The 16482-nt window shown below is 33.9% G+C and carries 15 protein-coding genes and 1 riboswitch; of the genes, 9 read left to right on the top strand and 6 right to left on the bottom strand.

Features of this window, described 5'->3' with window-relative positions:
• Window positions 1-26: 26 nt before the first annotated feature.
• Window positions 27-785, bottom strand: a complete 759-nt coding sequence (locus H280_RS0101525) for a DUF3967 domain-containing protein (RefSeq protein WP_020059343.1) — start codon at window positions 783-785, stop codon at window positions 27-29.
• Between the two features lie 261 nt (window positions 786-1046).
• Window positions 1047-1234: riboswitch (cobalamin riboswitch) on the bottom strand.
• A 143-nt stretch (window positions 1235-1377) separates the two neighbouring features.
• Here H280_RS0101525 and H280_RS25565 point away from each other — a divergent pair.
• Window positions 1378-1521 (top strand): hypothetical protein, encoded by a 144-nt coding sequence (locus tag H280_RS25565; protein ID WP_155894957.1) that lies wholly within the window; start codon window positions 1378-1380, stop codon window positions 1519-1521.
• A 664-nt stretch (window positions 1522-2185) separates the two neighbouring features.
• Here the strand turns inward: H280_RS25565 and H280_RS0101515 are convergent.
• Window positions 2186-3721: an MDR family MFS transporter gene (locus H280_RS0101515; RefSeq protein WP_020059340.1), complete on the bottom strand. Its 1536-nt coding sequence runs from the start codon at window positions 3719-3721 to the stop codon at window positions 2186-2188.
• Window positions 3722-4122: 401 nt separating this feature from the next.
• On the opposite strand from H280_RS0101515, the gene H280_RS0101510 reads away from it, so the two are divergent.
• The 3 genes from H280_RS0101510 (at window position 4123) to H280_RS0101500 (ending at window position 6837) form a co-directional block, all read left to right on the top strand.
• Window positions 4123-4647, top strand: a complete 525-nt coding sequence (locus H280_RS0101510; RefSeq protein ID WP_020059339.1) for a hypothetical protein — start codon at window positions 4123-4125, stop codon at window positions 4645-4647.
• Window positions 4648-5370: 723 nt separating this feature from the next.
• Complete coding sequence (locus tag H280_RS0101505) at window positions 5371-6159, top strand: peptidoglycan-N-acetylglucosamine deacetylase (RefSeq protein WP_034303168.1); 789 nt, start codon at window positions 5371-5373, stop codon at window positions 6157-6159.
• A 57-nt stretch (window positions 6160-6216) separates the two neighbouring features.
• Window positions 6217-6837 carry a YkyA family protein gene (locus H280_RS0101500; protein WP_051094721.1) on the top strand — a complete coding sequence of 207 codons (621 nt, stop codon included), beginning with the start codon at window positions 6217-6219 and terminating at the stop codon, window positions 6835-6837.
• Window positions 6838-6868: 31 nt separating this feature from the next.
• On the opposite strand, the gene H280_RS0101495 is transcribed toward H280_RS0101500, so the two are convergent.
• The gene (locus H280_RS0101495; RefSeq protein ID WP_020059336.1) at window positions 6869-7327 is read right to left on the bottom strand and encodes a YkyB family protein; all 459 of its coding nucleotides are present in this window, start codon (window positions 7325-7327) and stop codon (window positions 6869-6871) included.
• A gap of 176 nt (window positions 7328-7503) precedes the next feature.
• Between H280_RS0101495 and H280_RS0101490 the strand changes: the two genes are divergently transcribed.
• Window positions 7504-9036, top strand: a complete 1533-nt coding sequence (locus tag H280_RS0101490) for a Ppx/GppA family phosphatase (protein ID WP_028411054.1) — start codon at window positions 7504-7506, stop codon at window positions 9034-9036.
• Between the two features lie 116 nt (window positions 9037-9152).
• The gene (locus H280_RS0101485) at window positions 9153-11261 is read left to right on the top strand and encodes an RNA degradosome polyphosphate kinase (protein WP_020059334.1); all 2109 of its coding nucleotides are present in this window, start codon (window positions 9153-9155) and stop codon (window positions 11259-11261) included.
• A 316-nt stretch (window positions 11262-11577) separates the two neighbouring features.
• On the opposite strand, the gene H280_RS0101480 is transcribed toward H280_RS0101485, so the two are convergent.
• Together H280_RS0101480 and H280_RS0101475 are read right to left on the bottom strand one after the other, a co-directional pair.
• Complete coding sequence (locus H280_RS0101480; protein ID WP_020059333.1) at window positions 11578-11799, bottom strand: hypothetical protein; 222 nt, start codon at window positions 11797-11799, stop codon at window positions 11578-11580.
• A 106-nt stretch (window positions 11800-11905) separates the two neighbouring features.
• Window positions 11906-12772 (bottom strand): metallophosphoesterase, encoded by an 867-nt coding sequence (locus H280_RS0101475; protein WP_028411053.1) that lies wholly within the window; start codon window positions 12770-12772, stop codon window positions 11906-11908.
• A 197-nt stretch (window positions 12773-12969) separates the two neighbouring features.
• Between H280_RS0101475 and fadH the strand changes: the two genes are divergently transcribed.
• The 3 genes from fadH (at window position 12970) to H280_RS0101460 (ending at window position 15847) form a co-directional block, all read left to right on the top strand.
• Window positions 12970-13734 (top strand): 2,4-dienoyl-CoA reductase, encoded by a 765-nt coding sequence (gene fadH / locus H280_RS0101470; RefSeq protein WP_020059331.1) that lies wholly within the window; start codon window positions 12970-12972, stop codon window positions 13732-13734.
• Between the two features lie 219 nt (window positions 13735-13953).
• Window positions 13954-15171, top strand: coding sequence for an EAL domain-containing protein (locus H280_RS0101465; RefSeq protein ID WP_020059330.1), 1218 nt, complete (start codon window positions 13954-13956; stop codon window positions 15169-15171).
• A gap of 184 nt (window positions 15172-15355) precedes the next feature.
• Complete coding sequence (locus H280_RS0101460) at window positions 15356-15847, top strand: DUF3993 domain-containing protein (protein ID WP_020059329.1); 492 nt, start codon at window positions 15356-15358, stop codon at window positions 15845-15847.
• A gap of 103 nt (window positions 15848-15950) precedes the next feature.
• Here the strand turns inward: H280_RS0101460 and H280_RS0101455 are convergent, their stop codons facing one another.
• Complete coding sequence (locus tag H280_RS0101455) at window positions 15951-16190, bottom strand: glutaredoxin domain-containing protein (RefSeq protein ID WP_020059328.1); 240 nt, start codon at window positions 16188-16190, stop codon at window positions 15951-15953.
• Window positions 16191-16482 lie beyond the last annotated feature (292 nt).

Raw genomic sequence — 16482 nt, 5'->3', positions numbered from 1 at the left:
TAAAAGTTACCAATATACGGTAACTTTTATTTGTTGATTTCACCTGTTTTTTCAGATTTAAAACGGACGAATAAACTTTTAAAAGATTTAAAGAAACTTTGTTCTTGCGAAGCAGCAATTAATCGTTTTGTTTCTTGAATTTCTCGAATTACTTGCATGAGTTGAACATCACGATTACTCTCTTTATTATAAACTTGATTCATAAGTTTGTTCATTTTTTCTTCTTGTTTGGATTCCCGTTTATACATATGATTCATAAGTAGATCCATTTTTTCTTTTTGCAGCGCATCCGTTTCTGCGGCATGATCTACAAGATTTTTCAGCATTTCTTCTTGGTTTACCTCTTTCACATATACTTGGTGTATTAATTCATTTAGTTTTTCATCTTTTAAACGATTCTGCGTAATAAGGGTGGAGTTTTGATGAATAATAGCTTCGTTTAATTGGGCGAGCATATCTAATTTGTGCATGAATTCTTCAAATTTTTTGCTTTGTTCATTCAGTTGCAGGTCGTTACTTTCTTCTACTACAGCAGGAGACACTGCTGGAGATTCTTCCTCTTTTAGTATGAATGCAATTGTTTCCATAATATCTTCTTTCAATGAAGCCGCTCGTTCGTGAATCAGTTTTAATATCCGTAAATCGTCCATTTTATACATACGAGATTGAGATGTTTTATTAATCAAATAGCCATGTTGTTCTAAAAGTTGGCTATATTTGCGAACTACATTTTTGGGGATTCCCGTTTTATTTGTAACATCTTTCGTTTTATATGTTTCATTCATGACATTTCCTCCCTAAAAAGTATCATGTATATCAATTCCATTTCTTGTTTTGTACTTCCTTCGAAAAAAAATGTCGGAAGGATGAAAGTTTTCTACACGATTAGTGGAATGCTGCATGAAACAGCATGTTTTTGATGGAAAAGAAGATAGGAATATAGAATAATGTCTGAAAACATAAGAATATGAAATTTGTTATAATGACAGGAAGAGGAGGAGAGACGTTCCATATTGGCGGCAAGAAAATGAAGGATTTAGTCTAGATGAAACAAGTTAAAATAGGCAGGTATCCTGGCTTATGCATCAGCGATTTCAATCACCTTCCCGTTTTCACAGTGGTATACAGAACGAAATCTTTGCACTTACAGTGGCGGGACCGCGTTGGATTTTCACAAAACTTCCCTTTTAAACACGAAAGCGTTTTTTCGTGTACCTATCCCCTTTTGGAAAGGAATGTAACTAGCGTAGATGGTATTGAAACAGATTTTAATATATTTTTTTGAAAATTTCTTCCACTTTCAAAAATAAGATAATTGTTTTTATTAAAATGAAATTTTTTCTAGATGCCACCACCAATGTGATGGTGGATATATGTGTGAAAAAAACGAGTAAGAACACTGTATTCGTTTGTATATGTCGTGAGCGTGATGAAAGAGTAATCGATCATAGGAGAGTAGTTCCAGTTGTTCATTTGGGTGTAATGTATCGGATTGAAAAGCAATTTCGCTACGAAGCATGAGTATGTATAAGATTTGTTTTTGTAAATATGAATGGTAGTATACAGAGAATCCATATTGTTTAATTAAATGATCCTTCATAACATTTCGCCTCCTTTATATATACGAGTTGAAAAAATAATAAAAACCCTTTTCTTTATAGGTGGCCCTGAGCGTCTGGCCCTGAGTCGAAGTGTGTGCCACGTGCGATATTTAAAACCAAGGGAGCAAGCAAGTGTGAAGCAGTTTGTATTGTTACATAGAAATGACTTATATATTTGTATTGTAGTCAAAGAGGAGAGAGGTTACAAAAAAGAAAAATGCAAAAAAAGGCTTCAGAAAATTCGTTTTTATGAATAGAAAAAACAGTCACCCTTGGTGACTGTTTATATATTTATTAGTTAAATTGTAACTACTCAGTCATACATTTCATTTAGAAGCTTGATAAAGAGTATGATTCCAGCAAAAATGCGCCCCATTACTTATAGAAAGTTATTTTCATTTTCCAGCATATAACTTGCTGTCATGAAGATAAAAATGGTAATGCACTTCGCTACCTCTCTTTGTTTTAAAACTTTGCGCGTGGCACAAAAAGGGACTGATCGCTCCTATGCATGGTCAGTCCCTCAGGAACATTGAAAAAAAATGCTTTTCTGCCTTTTTTCATAGAGTGACTGAGTAGTTAAGTTAACTCACCTGTTTTTGTTTCTTGTTTGTTGGTGCAACTAATCGGTCTTTTCCCATTAAAAAAATGCATATAATGCTAAACAAGGCAGGAATAAGTGCCCATAAAAATGTATCAGCGATAGAGTTTGCTAGCGCATCTTTTATGCCATGTAAAATTTCTGGAGGCATTTTTTCAGTTGCATTTGGAGATAATAAGAAACTTGTATCGCCGCCTTTTGGAGCCGTTTTTGCTAGTTCTGGCGGGAAAATAGATTTTAGTTTTTCTGTAAATGCGTGATTTTGAATGGTACCAAAAATTGTTACACCAAGTGTCATACCAAGTGAACGGAAGAAAGAGTTTGTTGATGTTGCAGAGCCTCGTTCTCTCATACTTAAATTATGAATAGAAGCCATACTTAGGACAGAGAAGGAAAACCCAACGCCAAATCCAGCTAAAATCATATAGACTGTTACCATTGCGCGTGATGTATCCATAGTTAATGTACTTAATAAATACATACCAAGAATAAAGAAAATACCAGAGATCATCATAATGTTACGATAAGTTGTACGCGTTGTTAACTGTCCTCCTATTTGACTTCCGATAACAGATCCTACCATCATCGGTGTTAAAATGAGTCCAGCATTTGCTGCCGATCCACCAAGGACACCTTGTACGAAAATCGGAATATAGACTGTACAAATAATGAACGTTGCACCATAGAAGAAAGCAACCCCTTGACTTGCTGCAAATAAACGTTTTCGGAATAAATGGAAAGAAATAATCGGTTCCTCCACTTTTCGTTCAATAAAGAAAAAGATAATAAGCATAACAGTAAATGTAGCAAATAAGCCAATAATTACACTCGAATCCCAAGCGTACGTTTTACCACCAAGTTCTAAAGCAAACATGAGACAAACGATACCAATAATTAAAGTAATGGCACCTGCCCAATCAATTTTTTGTTTACTATATTGTAAAGATTCTTTATAGTATTTTGTAATTAAAAATAGCGAGATAATTCCTAATGGGATATTAATATAAAATACCCAATGCCAACTAATATAGTCGGTAATATACGCACCTAGAAGCGGACCAAACACACTCGACGTTCCAAAAACAGCTCCAAATAGTCCTGTCATTTTACCGCGTTTTTCCGCTGGGAAAATATCATACATAATTGTAAAGGCGATTGGCATAAGAGCGCCTCCACCAATACCTTGAATTGCGCGATATATACTTAATTGTTCGATGCTATTGGCAGTGCCGCAAAGCATGGAACCAATTAAAAAGAGGAGTAATCCTCCTATGTAAAAACGTTTACGTCCGTACATATCCGATAGTTTTCCGAAGATAGGCATCCCGGCCATAGTAGCTACCATATAGGCAGAAGTAACCCATACAAACTTATCAAATCCGCCTAAATCACCTACAATGGTAGCCATTGCAGTAGCAACAATTGTATTATCCATTGCTGCTAATAGTATTCCAAGTAACAATCCAGTTACAACGAACTTTGTATTACTTGCTTGCTTTTCAGTTATTTGTTCCTCCAAGCATAGCCCTCCTTTGTACACTAATTAATAAGGTGAAACTTCCATTAGTTTTTTTATCCCTCTCGATGGTTAGAATGGGATAAACTATATTATAGTCAAATTTGACTAAATCACAAATAATTTCATTCGGTAAAATTATTTTGCCGTCAGTATGAATCTTTTAGTCAAAGATTACATATTTTCATCAATAGAAGAGTTTTTATTTAGAGTTAGTAGAGAATAAAGGCGTACAAGAAAAAGCTGTACAGGATGTGCAGCTTTTTTTAGAATGATTTTTTCTTTTGTTTATCGAATAAAATATAAAGTGAAGAGTATAAAAATGATAAAATTTTGAAGGTTGTTAATGGAAGAAGTAGAAGTAACAAAGCTATACATTCAATATGAGAATGAGGTGAATTTGCATGGTAAAATATTGTGGTGAGTTAGAGAAACAAAATAAGTTTACTTTGAATATACAACCTGCCTTATGGTCAGGCAGTACGGATAAAGATTTAGTTTATAAGCAAAATATCCCTCGTATAGAAGTAACACTTTCCGTTTGTAATATGAAACAAAACACTTCGTTTTCAAACACTGTTTATTATGAAATTCAGGATATAATTGCAATAAAAATTGAAGTGGATAATCAAGGAGAAGAGGCTGTTTCTCGCATATTTGTCAGTCATATGATTAGAGATCAGTTATTGTATGCACCAAATACTTTAACATCAAATAATGGGGAAAATGAGTTTCTTTTTCGGCTTGTTCGCTGGCGCATAGAGAACTTATTACCGAAAGAAAAGGCGCGTTTAGTATGGCAAGTAAAAGCTGAACGGAACGGTTTACCACCTTCTTTGCCGCTGCGCGCTACGTATACATTTCAACATAACCATCAAGTATATGGACCGTTACAAACAAAGGAGGCTACGCTAATAGAAGCGCCGTAAACGCTCCTTGTATTGGCGGATGGGAACATCTCGCCATGTACAGAAGTGATTATGGATTTTCTTACTAAACGCAAGAGTGGATAGAAGTACAAGTCATGTATTCTTCTTATAGCATATTGAAAAATTAAAGTGAATTTATATTAAGTATAAATAAGTGAAGAAGGAAATCGTCCATGTATAAAGGCTACTTTCCTTCTTTTATGTCGATATAGCATATTTTTAATTCCTTTATGGGCAAGTTCTTTCTACTAAAAATTTAACATAGATGTTATAAATTGATATTGTGCACATCATATTTATGTCTAGCGGAGCAATATATCCATTAGAAGGAAATTCATTTGAAGAATTGTTAGAACTGGCACAAACGAGGCTATATCAAAATAGAAATATATTATGGATGGAATTATAACATTATTATTTTGAAACATTTTTTGCAGTTTTGTTACAATATATTATGGATTTTGTGACAACCCCCTTTAAAAATGTAGTTAATCATCATATAATTAATGATGGACGTATCAGTACATTTTGCACAATGATTTCTCATTAAAAGTGTAGAGTTAAAAGATCTCTACACTTTTCCTTTTGAAGATGTTTGGGGAATAACTGGAATTTATTATTGCGTCGATTCTTTTGCACTGTGTAAAATGAAAAAAGTACAGATATATAGAAAAGTAGAAAGGAAATGATAGAATGGTAGACGTTACGAACCGTCGCTCCACAATGATTAAACGCTTGGGTATTGCTTTTCTCGCAATTTGTGTTGTAGCGGCAGGGTTTTTTATGTTTCAATCCATTACTTCTCCTGCAAAAGCAGTTGCAAATCAAGAAAATACTGTTCAGTTTGCAAGTGAACAACCAAAAGTAGAGATGAAAAAGGAAGTACCGGAAAAATATAACGGTCAAATGCGTAAAATAGTGTACTTAACATTTGATGATGGTCCAAGTGAATTTCAAAAGGAAATATTAGATATTTTAAAGAAGAATAATATAAAGGCAACATTCTTTATGATTGGTGGGAATATTCCTGCTCATAAAGATAGTGTAAATCGCTTGGTAAAAGATGGACATTATCCAGGTGTTCATAGTATGACGCATAATTATAATAAACTGTATAAAGAAGGTAAATTTGTTGAGGAAATGAAACAAGCTCAGGGTATTATGAAAGAAGTAACAGGTATTCATCCGAACCTTGTTCGTTGTCCGTATGGAAGTATGCCGGGTCTTACGCAAGCGTTGCGTGATCAAATGACATCTGTTGGTATGAAAGAATGGGATTGGACAGTTGATTCTTTAGATTGGAAATTACCAGGAAACCCTAATGGAGTCATTCAAAATGTTGTTCCTCATGTTAATAAAGAACGAGAAGTCGTGTTAATGCATGAAAAGAAGCAAACAGTGGAAGCGTTACAAACAATCATTGATGATCTTCGTAAAAAAGGGTATGACTTTGAAGTATACGATGAAGCAAGTCATTTTTCATTAAATTTCTGGCATGATAATCGCATATAAAATTAGGAGGAATTGAAGTTGAAATATAAAAAAGTAGCAATAGTAGCAGCTATATCAATGAGTTTACTTGCGGGTTGCTTCGGACCTAAACCAGAAGAAGAGTTGTACATAGCATTTGAGAATGCTGCTAAAAAAGAAAAACCAATCTTTGATGATACGAAAACATTAGAAACATTAGAAAAGCAAGGGCAAGAATTATATAATCAGATTGTAAAAGACGGAAAAGATAACAATCAAGTGGTAAAAGAGAAGGTAGATCAAGCTGTAAAAAGCGTTACTGATCGTGAAAAAGTGTTAGATAAAGAAAAGGAGACGTTAGATAAAGCACAAGCAGAAACAAAAGATGTTGATAAATATGTAAAAAATCTTAAAGATAAAAAATTACAAGAACAAGCAAAGAAAGTACAAGATGCATATAAAGGTCGTTATGATGCCTTTAACAAGATGTATGATAGCTATAAAAAATCATTAAAACTAGAAAAAGAATTATATACAATGTTGCAAGCGAAAGATGAAAAATTAAAAGCGATTAGTGAAAAAGTAAAAGTTGTAAATCAATCTTATCAAGAGATTGATTCTCCAAAAAATAAATTTAATGAATATACAAAGCAGTATAATGAAGAAAAACTGTCTTTCTACAAGCAAGCAAGCATTAAAATAAAAGAAGATAAAAAATAAAGAAGCTTTGGCCATTTTGGCCAAAGCTTCTTTATTTTTTTGTGAAAGTACGACGATACCAAGGAATGGATTCGCTTAACTTTTTTTCTTGTTGAAATGCCTCTTTCCCAATATACTGCTGGAGCATTTTTTTAGCAGAGGTTAAGGATAGATGAGTTTTGGGATTTCGATATGTGCAATCAAGGCTGCCGAGATGTGGAAGGTTACGAAAATCGTCTTTCGTAGGAGGGATATGGAAGTAATAATTACCTGCTCGGACAAGAACGTCAGATTGTTGTTGGCTGAATCGCGGGTTTTTAGAAAAGTGTAAACCTTCTTTCGTAGCTTGTTTTTCTGCAATTAATCGTTCTAAAGCTGTTTTTTTTAACCAATATAAATATTTCGGATTTGTAGCAGATTTTGCATGTCGGTTTACACTGAAAATTGCTTCAGCAAGTTGATGAACCGAAAATTGATTATAGGAACGAGACTGAGGTTGTGAAGATTTCATCTTAGCACTCCTTTCCTGTCTACATTATCATAATTCAATAAAAGTTAGCAATTTTTCTATGCAGAAAGCTAATATAAGTATTTTCAATATTAAAGCAATGTTGTGACAAAAAACAACTATTCTGTATAATATATAAATACAAATTGAAAAAACGAGATAACGATATGAAGAAAAGGATGACGAGAGCGTTGAAAAACCAATATGGAATTATTGATATCGGATCAAACACAATGAGATTAGTTATTTATGAAAAACAAAGCGGTGGCTTTTACAAAGAAATTGAAAATACAAAGGTAGTTGCTCGATTACGGAACTATTTAGTAGATGGTTCCTTAAGCGGGGAAGGAATTCATATATTAGTACATACTTTGTTGCAATTTCAAGAAAGCACGCGGTTTCACAAGTTACATAAAGTATTGTGCGTTGCAACGGCAACAGTTCGGCAAGCTAAAAATCAAAAGGAAATTAAATGTCTTGTTGAAGAGAACACTGATTTTAAGCTTCGAGTATTGTCAGAATATGAAGAAGCACGGTATGGATATATAGCTGTTACCAATTCTACCTCTTTTACAGAAGGGATTACTGTTGACATTGGAGGAGGAAGTACAGAAGTTACGTATTTTCAAAATCGAGAAATTGTAAACTATCATAGTTTTCCGTTCGGAGCGCTCTCGCTAAAACAACAATTTTTTCAGTATGATACGCCAACTTCAGAAGAACTTGAAGAATTAAGAAGATATTTATGGTACCAGTTCCAATTTATTCCGTGGTTTAAGGGTAAGAAATTACCATTAATTGCAATTGGAGGTAGTGCGCGTAATATGGTGAACATTCACCAAAATCTTATTTCTTATCCAATTTCTGGATTGCATTTGTATAAGATGAAGCCAACGGACATTGAATATGTGCACGAACATTTATTAAGGCTTTCCTTTACAGAATTGCAAAAGTTAGAGGGTCTTGCTAAAGATCGCGCAGATACTATTATTCCGGCAGTAGAAGTGTTTCGGATGTTAATGACTATCATAGAAGCCCCGTCCTTTGTGTTAAGTAGAAAAGGATTACGTGAAGGTGTATTTTATGAAGAATTAGTTAGTTCACTTGGAATTACTTATTATCCAAATGTAGTGGAAGAAAGCTTACATTTATTTTCTTATGAATATGAGATGGATATGAGCGTTGTGATACAGCTTATAAAAAATGCGACGATGATTTGTAAAGAATTAGAAAAAAATGAGGTTGTTTCTTTCGAGAAAGAAGATTGGACTGCACTGCATAGAGCGGCAAAAGTATTTAATATTGGAAAATATATTGATGAAGAGTCAAGCAGGCAGCATACGTTTTATTTATTAGCAAATAAAACGATAGATGGCATGATGCACAAAGAACGAATTAAATTAGCATTAATTGCATCTTATAAATCGAAGTTGTTGTTTAAACAATGCATTGAACCGTTTGTAGGGTGGTTTGAAAAAGACGAACAAAGGAAAATCCGATTATTAGGGGCGGTTTTACAGTTTTCGGCAGCATTAAATGTAACAAATCGCAATCTTATCGAATTCGTTCGTATTGTAAAAGGAGAAGAAGGGCTTGGTTTTTATGCTTACTGTAAGCAATTAGCTCTATCTGAAAAAGTACAAGCAGAAAAGCAGAAAAAGCAAATAGAGAAAATTTTAAAAGTGAACATTGATCTTTATTTTTATGAATAATGTTAAGTTGTACGGACTTCTTTACAAAAAATTTACATTTATCCCAGTAAAAATTTGTTAAAATAAATATAACTAAATTATATTGAGAAAGCTTTAGAGGGAAGTGTGAAGGGAATATGGAAGCGATGAAAAATAGTCTTATAAATTTGAATGATACAGCTTATTATAACAATCGTGAATTAAGCTGGCTTGCCTTTAATGAACGAGTATTACAAGAAGCACAAGATGACAGTAATCCATTATTAGAGAGATTAAAGTTTATTAGTATCTTCAGCTCAAATTTAGATGAATTTTTCATGGTGCGTGCTGCAGGACTAAAAGATCAGGTGAAAGCGGGATTTAATCAACCAGAAAATAAGGCGGGTCTAACACCGAAAAAGCAATTAGAAAAAATTTCATTTAAGGCACATGAATTAACGCAAGTGCAGTATGATACTTATCAAAATGTGTTACTTCCTGCACTGAAGGAAGAAGGAATTGAACAGTTGTCTTTTCAGGATTTAACGAAAGAACAACGAGAATTTATTGAAGAATATTTTGATGAACAAATTTTCCCTGTGTTAACACCTGTAGCAATTGATGCATATCGACCGTTTCCTATGTTATTAAATAAAAGCTTAAATTTAGCTGCTATTTTATATGACGAAAGACAAACAGTAGAAGAAAATCGGACAAAGCTTGGCATCGTTCAAGTTCCATCATTATTAGAACGTTTTATTTTTTTACCAAATGAAGATAATAAGCAAAAATTTATTTTTTTAGAAGATGTGATTAGTAACTTTACTCATAAATTATTTACTGGATACACAGTATCTTCTGTTACACGTTTTCGAATTACGCGTAATGCAGATTTAACAATTCATGAGGAAGGCGCACGTGATTTATTGAAAGTCATTGAGAAAGAATTAAAAAAACGAAAATGGGGAGCGGCGGTTCGCTTAGAAGTAGGAACGGATAATTTAGATAAAAGAGTATTATCCCTATTATACGAAGTGTTAGAAGTGAAAGATGAAGATGTATATATGATTGGGGGCCCGCTTGATTTAACGTGCTTATTTGCACTTTATAAAAAGTTGGCATCTACATATGAACATCTAAGCTATCCTGCATTTATTCCGCAGCCACCTCAAGATTTAGATGATGAAGAAGATATATTTGAAAAAGTATTAGAACAAGATGTTTTAATGCATCACCCATTCGAGTCGTTTCATCCTGTCATTGATTTTGTAGCAGATGCAGCTGAAGATCCAGATGTACTAGCAATTAAACAAACACTATACCGTGTAAGCGGGGATTCACCTGTTATTCAAGCTTTAAAAACAGCAGCAGAAAATGGGAAGCAAGTGACAGTACTTGTGGAATTAAAGGCACGTTTTGATGAAGAAAATAATGTTCAGTGGGCAAAAGAATTAGAAAAAGCAGGTTGTCATGTGATTTATGGTGTTAGTCATTTGAAAACACATAGTAAAATTACGCTTGTTGTAAGGCGAAAGCATGGGAAAATTGAAAGATTTGTTCATTTGGGCACAGGGAACTATAATGATGCGACAGCGAAATTATATACTGACTTTGGGTATATTACATCACGCAAAGATTTTGGAATTGATGCAACAAACTTTTTTAATTATTTAAGCGGATATACAATGAAACCACATTTTCACCGCATATCTGTTGCCCCATTTGATATTCGTCAGCAATTTATTGAACTTATTGATGAAGAGATTCGTTATCATAAACAATATGAAAATGGCTATATTATAGCGAAAATGAATTCATTAACAGATAAGCCGCTTATTCAAAAATTATACGAAGCATCGCAAGCTGGTGTGAAAATCGATCTCATTGTGAGGGGAATTTGTTGTTTGCGTCCTCAAATTCAAGGTGTAAGTGATAATATTCGCGTTATTAGTGTGGTAGGTCGTTATTTAGAGCATAGTCGTATTTATTATTTTCACCATAATGGAGAGGAAAAAATATATTTATCTTCAGCTGATTGGATGACACGTAATATGGAAAAACGTGTAGAAATTTCATTTCCTATTTTAGGGTTTGATATGAAAATGCGAATTAAAGATGTTTTACAACTTATTTTGGACGATAATGTAAAAGCACGTGAACAAAATGAAGGTGGAGAGTATCAATATGTGGTAAGGGATCGTATAGAAAATATCGAAAGTCAAGTGCAGCTCTTTCGAATGGCGTACACACACACAGAAGAGGAATAAAGTAAAACGGAAATTCTCTAAAAATATAAATTGGAAAAATGACATAAAAACCACTTTTTTAGGGAAGGAGACCAGAGCGACTGGCTATGCATAGAAGCGGTCAGGGCCTTTTCCTGCCACGTGCAAAGTTTAAAACAAAGGTAGAAAGCAAGTAGCGGCCATGTTTTGTTCTGCATAGCAGCGACTTATATGTTTAAAAACCAACTTGTATTTATATTATGTTAAAATGGATTTATTTGCACGTCATAAAGTTAGAGATACATAGAGAAAAAGGCCTCGATTTGAGGCCCTTTTTACATAGTTGTTTCTACTTACGTTAGTAAAAATACGGTGTTGGACAAGGAGAGCCGTAGCAAGGGAACGGTGGAGGTGGATATGGTGGATAGAATGGTCTAGGCCCAAATGCCAATGCCCCGCCGATTATACCTCCTGCAAGACCGGCTAAAAAAGGAAATCCAAAAAATGGTATAAATCGCGGATTTCCAATCGGACCAACTGGAGCTGAGCGAAATGGAATTGGCTGATATTGTGGATACATGTTAAAACCTCCTTCAATGAGCTCATTGTTATCATATGGGAAAATAACGTGGATGAGCGAGTACAAGAGAGAATGGTGCGGAAAATAGGCGAAATACATTCCGCTATTATGTCGATTGTAATGTGAAGAGTGTAATTTCCGGCTTTGCTAAAAATCGAAATGGTACACGCGTTGTTCCGATGCCTCGATTTACATACAATAACAATTCATATTTTTTCTTAATATGATAAAAACCTTCAATATAGTGCTTAGCAAATGTCGGAGTAATAATGGCGCCAAAGAATGGGAATTGTACTTGTCCACCATGACTGTGACCAGAAAGTTGTAAATTAATAGGGAAATTTGCAATATGAGGTGCAACATCAGGTTCATGAACTAGAACAATCGTATAAAGATAATCTTGCGCTTGTTTTAAGATACCGTGTATGTCAGGGTTTCCGAGCATGATATCGTCAATACCGAAAATAGAAATTTCACTTCCATCTAATAGGCGTATGCGTTTTTCAGTATTTTGTAATATTTCAAATCCGGATTGTTTCATGATGTGACCGTAGTATTCTGTTCCATACCCACCATGATCGTGATTGCCGAAAATAGCAAATTTACCGAGCGGAGCATGAATCGTTTGTAAAATTGATGAGACAAATGGAGTATCTTCATATGTTTGATAATTGTCGATTAAATCCCCAGTAAAGAATACGATGTCAGGTTTTTTTTCATTTATTTTTGTAACTACTTTAGAAAGTTGCTGCAGTGAGTAATAATATCCTAAATGTAAATCGCTAAATTGAACAATTTTAACACCGTTAAACCCTTGTGGAATAAGGGGCGAATGAAGTGTATGATTTGTAAAAGAGAGAAGAGAAGGTTCTATAAACTTTGCGTAATAGTAGCCTGTACCGGTTGTTATACAAGTATACAATAGTGTACGAATGCCCTTTTTTATAAAGTTTCTTCTTGTGATTGGATTCATATTTATTTGAGCGAGATAATAGAAAGCGATAGTAGTAGAAAGATGTGATTCGGTAGAATGGATCGCTACTTATCTTCTCTCCTTTCGTTAATAAATAGTGTATTTATTAAAAGATATCAGAAAAATTTAAATTTATAAAGAATTCCGTCGCGTAAAATGATAAAATGAATATGTATTCATTTTAGGGAGGGAAAATTATGAAAGAAAAGGTAGTTGTAATTACAGGTGGTTCAAGTGGAATGGGAAAAGGAATGGCAACTCGTTTTGCAAAAGAAGGTGCAAGAGTTGTAATTACAGGACGTACACTAGAAAAGTTAGAAGAGGCAAAGAAAGAAATTGAACAATTTGAAGGACAAGTATTACCTGTACAAATGGATGTGCGTAATGTTGAGGATATAAAAGGGATGATTGAAACAATTGATAAAGAATTTGGACGCATCGATATACTAGTAAATAATGCTGCAGGAAATTTTCTTTCCCCTGCTGAAGATTTATCGCCAAATGGTTGGAATGCTGTTATTAACATCGTGTTAAACGGTACATTTTATTGTAGTCAAGCTATTGGTAAATATTGGATTGAAAAAGGGGTAAAAGGGACAATTATTAATATGGTTGCAACTTATGCATGGGATGCAGGTCCTGGTGTTATTCATTCCGCAGCGGCAAAAGCGGGTGTATTAGCGATGACGAGAACGCTTGCTGTTGAGTGGGGACGTAAATATGGAATTCGTGTCAATGCAATTGCACCAGGGCCAATTGAACGTACTGGGGGAGCTGATAAGCTTTGGATATCTGAGGAAGCTGCGAAGCGCACATTACACAGCGTGCCACTTGGCAGGCTTGGTACACCAGAAGAAATTGCTGGTCTTGCTTTTTATTTATGTTCTGAAGAAGCGGCGTACATAAATGGAGCCTGTATTACAATGGATGGTGGTCAACATTTGCATCAATATCCGTTTTAAGAGAGAAGAGATTTGTGACGAATTTGTGACATTTAGAAAGAGAACCTTTACAGAAAATTGTTTATAAGGTATATTTAAGACCTCTTTTTTCTTCATAGTAGAATTGCTAATTCCCCTTAGCATTTTACCCCTCTAATCCCTTCAGGAGAACTGAAGGGATTTTTTTATTATTTTTTCTACATAACGTGTTATAATCTTGAAAAGTAAAGGGGGAGCGCTATGGTAGATGCATTAGATGTAATGAGTAATTTGGATAAAGTCCTTCCTTATTATCAAGCTATTTTTAGTGCTGATGAACATACTGTAATTGGATATGAAGTAGTAGGACGTATACAAACAGAAGAAGGGATTCACAGTCTTGCTTCATTTTTTCACGATGATACGATTCCATATGAATACCAACTGGAAGTAGATAATGTCATTTTAGGAAAAGCATTGGATCGGTACTTGGAAACAGATCAATCATTTTTATTATTTGTGCATCGTAATGCGCATATATTGATGAGTGATGAAAGTGAAAGTTTATTGCACTTATTATTAACCTATGAGAAGAAGGGACTTTGTTTAAATCATATTGTATTAGAAATAACAGAACATGATTTTAAAGAAGAAATTGAACAGTTTAACCATTTACTTATGTATTACCGTACATATGGTATTCAATTGTCGATTAATAAAGTAGGAACAGGTACAAGTAATCTTGAACGAATTAGTATGTTAACTCCTGATATTTTAAAAGTAGATTTAATAAATTTACGTCAAACGGCGTTGTTACAATCGTACCAGGATATTTTGTATTCACTATCACTTTTGGCGAGACGCATTGGAGCGACATTATTGTATGAAGATATCGATGCATTCTATCAGTTGCAATATGCGTGGAAAAATGGGGGAAGATATTACCAAGGGGATTACCTGAAAGAGTCTTTACCTAATTTTATTGATAAAGCCATTTTGAAAGAGCGCCTTGGCAGTGAATGCCATCAATTTATTCAGCGTGAGAAACGAAAATTGCAGAAGGTTTATGAACTGACAGAAACACTTAGAGAAAATGTTGGGAATGTATTAGCGAAACAAAAGAAAATAGAAGATTTTAATAAATGGCTGTTGAATTTTAGCCAACAAGTGACACATTGTAGCTTTCGAATTTTTATTTGTAATGAAGACGGATTTCAACAATCAGGAAATGTTATGAAAAAAGACGGAGAATGGGTGTTAATGCCAGAATATTATATGAAAAATTGGAGCTGGCGTCCGTATTTTTTAGAAAACATTATGAAGTTACGCTTTGAGAAAAAGGGGAGATTGTCTGATTTATACGGAGATCTTGAAACAGGTGAATTGGTTCGGACGTTTTCGTTTCCTATTGATGATGAGCATTATTTATTTATTGATTTATCTTATGAATTTTTATATGAAGAAGATGTTTTATTATAATGCACGAAATATTTCGTGCATTTTTTTGTTTGTTTTTATCATAAATTGGTAATAGTGACAACTATGATAAGAATGCTGTCTATCGTTGTAAACATTTTACGAACGAAACTTACTCTTTCATTGCATAATCATTGCTACAATGAATAGTAGAAGGATAAGCTCTTTTTACAAGGAGGGTGCGAAAATGAGGAAATATGGGATTTGGATTGTGCTATTTCTTTTCATTGCATTTGTAATTGGACAAGGTGTAACAACAGTTCTTGGAAAAGAAGAAATTAAAATTGATCAAAATGAAATATTTGAAACGATTCAAAAGGGATATGAAGCGCAGTTCTCTATTCGTGAAAAGCGACTATCAATGGATAAAATGTATGATACATTATCTCCTTATTTCACGGATAACTTTCTTCAAGTTTTTACGGATGAAAATAATCAAGATGTGAAACGGAGCGCTCAATATTTGTTACCTACAAAAGAAGCACCATTCACTTTTTCATCAAAAACAAAAATTGTATACAATCAAGAGCATAATTTGTTATACGTGTATGAACGTAATATAAAAACGGAGGAGTATCAAATTATTACACTGCAAAAAAGTGGTGATAAATGGAAAATGGCGGGGTATCATGAAAATAAACAGCTCTTATCTGAAATAAAAAAATACGAAAAAGAGTAAAATTACCGGAGTTTCACTTTATCCCTACCATTTTTAGGATTCTTAAAGTATTATTTACCATTTGCGAATAGCGAAAAAAAGTGACGTATATACTGTCACTTTTTTATTGTTCTATTTCTAAAAGTTGTTGTAGTTTTTCAATTTGAAATCCTGCCACAACTTCTCCGTCTACAACAACAGTTGGAGTAGAATAGGACTCATAATCATAGAGAAGACGATTGCGAGCAGCAGCGTCTTTTTTGATATTGTATTCTGTGAAAATAATATGATTATGTTTTAAAAATTCTTTTATAATTTGACATGGTGGACAATCAGGTTGTGTGTATATATCTACTTTCTTCATATCATTCCTCCTCTTCAACTTATTTTCATTATATTCTCGTATATAAAAAACTTCAATAAAGCAAAATCTTCATTAGACATGGTGATTTTTCTATTGAATATGAATTAAATACTGCTTATTTATCTTTATCCCGCTATTCGTGGGCAGTAATACTCCCACCTCAAAATTCGGCAAAAGCAAAGAAGTTAGGTGGGAGATGGTTACATCGTTTTAAAATGTACCCTATAGAATAGACACTTGAGAAAGTCTGGTCTATAGGGTATTGCTTGTATAATAGGAGAAATTTCAAAAA

It is taken from the genome of Bacillus sp. 123MFChir2, from assembly GCF_000383235.1.
In the GTDB taxonomy this organism is placed as follows: domain Bacteria; phylum Bacillota; class Bacilli; order Bacillales; family Bacillaceae_G; genus Bacillus_A.
This window is presented reverse-complemented; position numbering and strand designations above follow the sequence as displayed.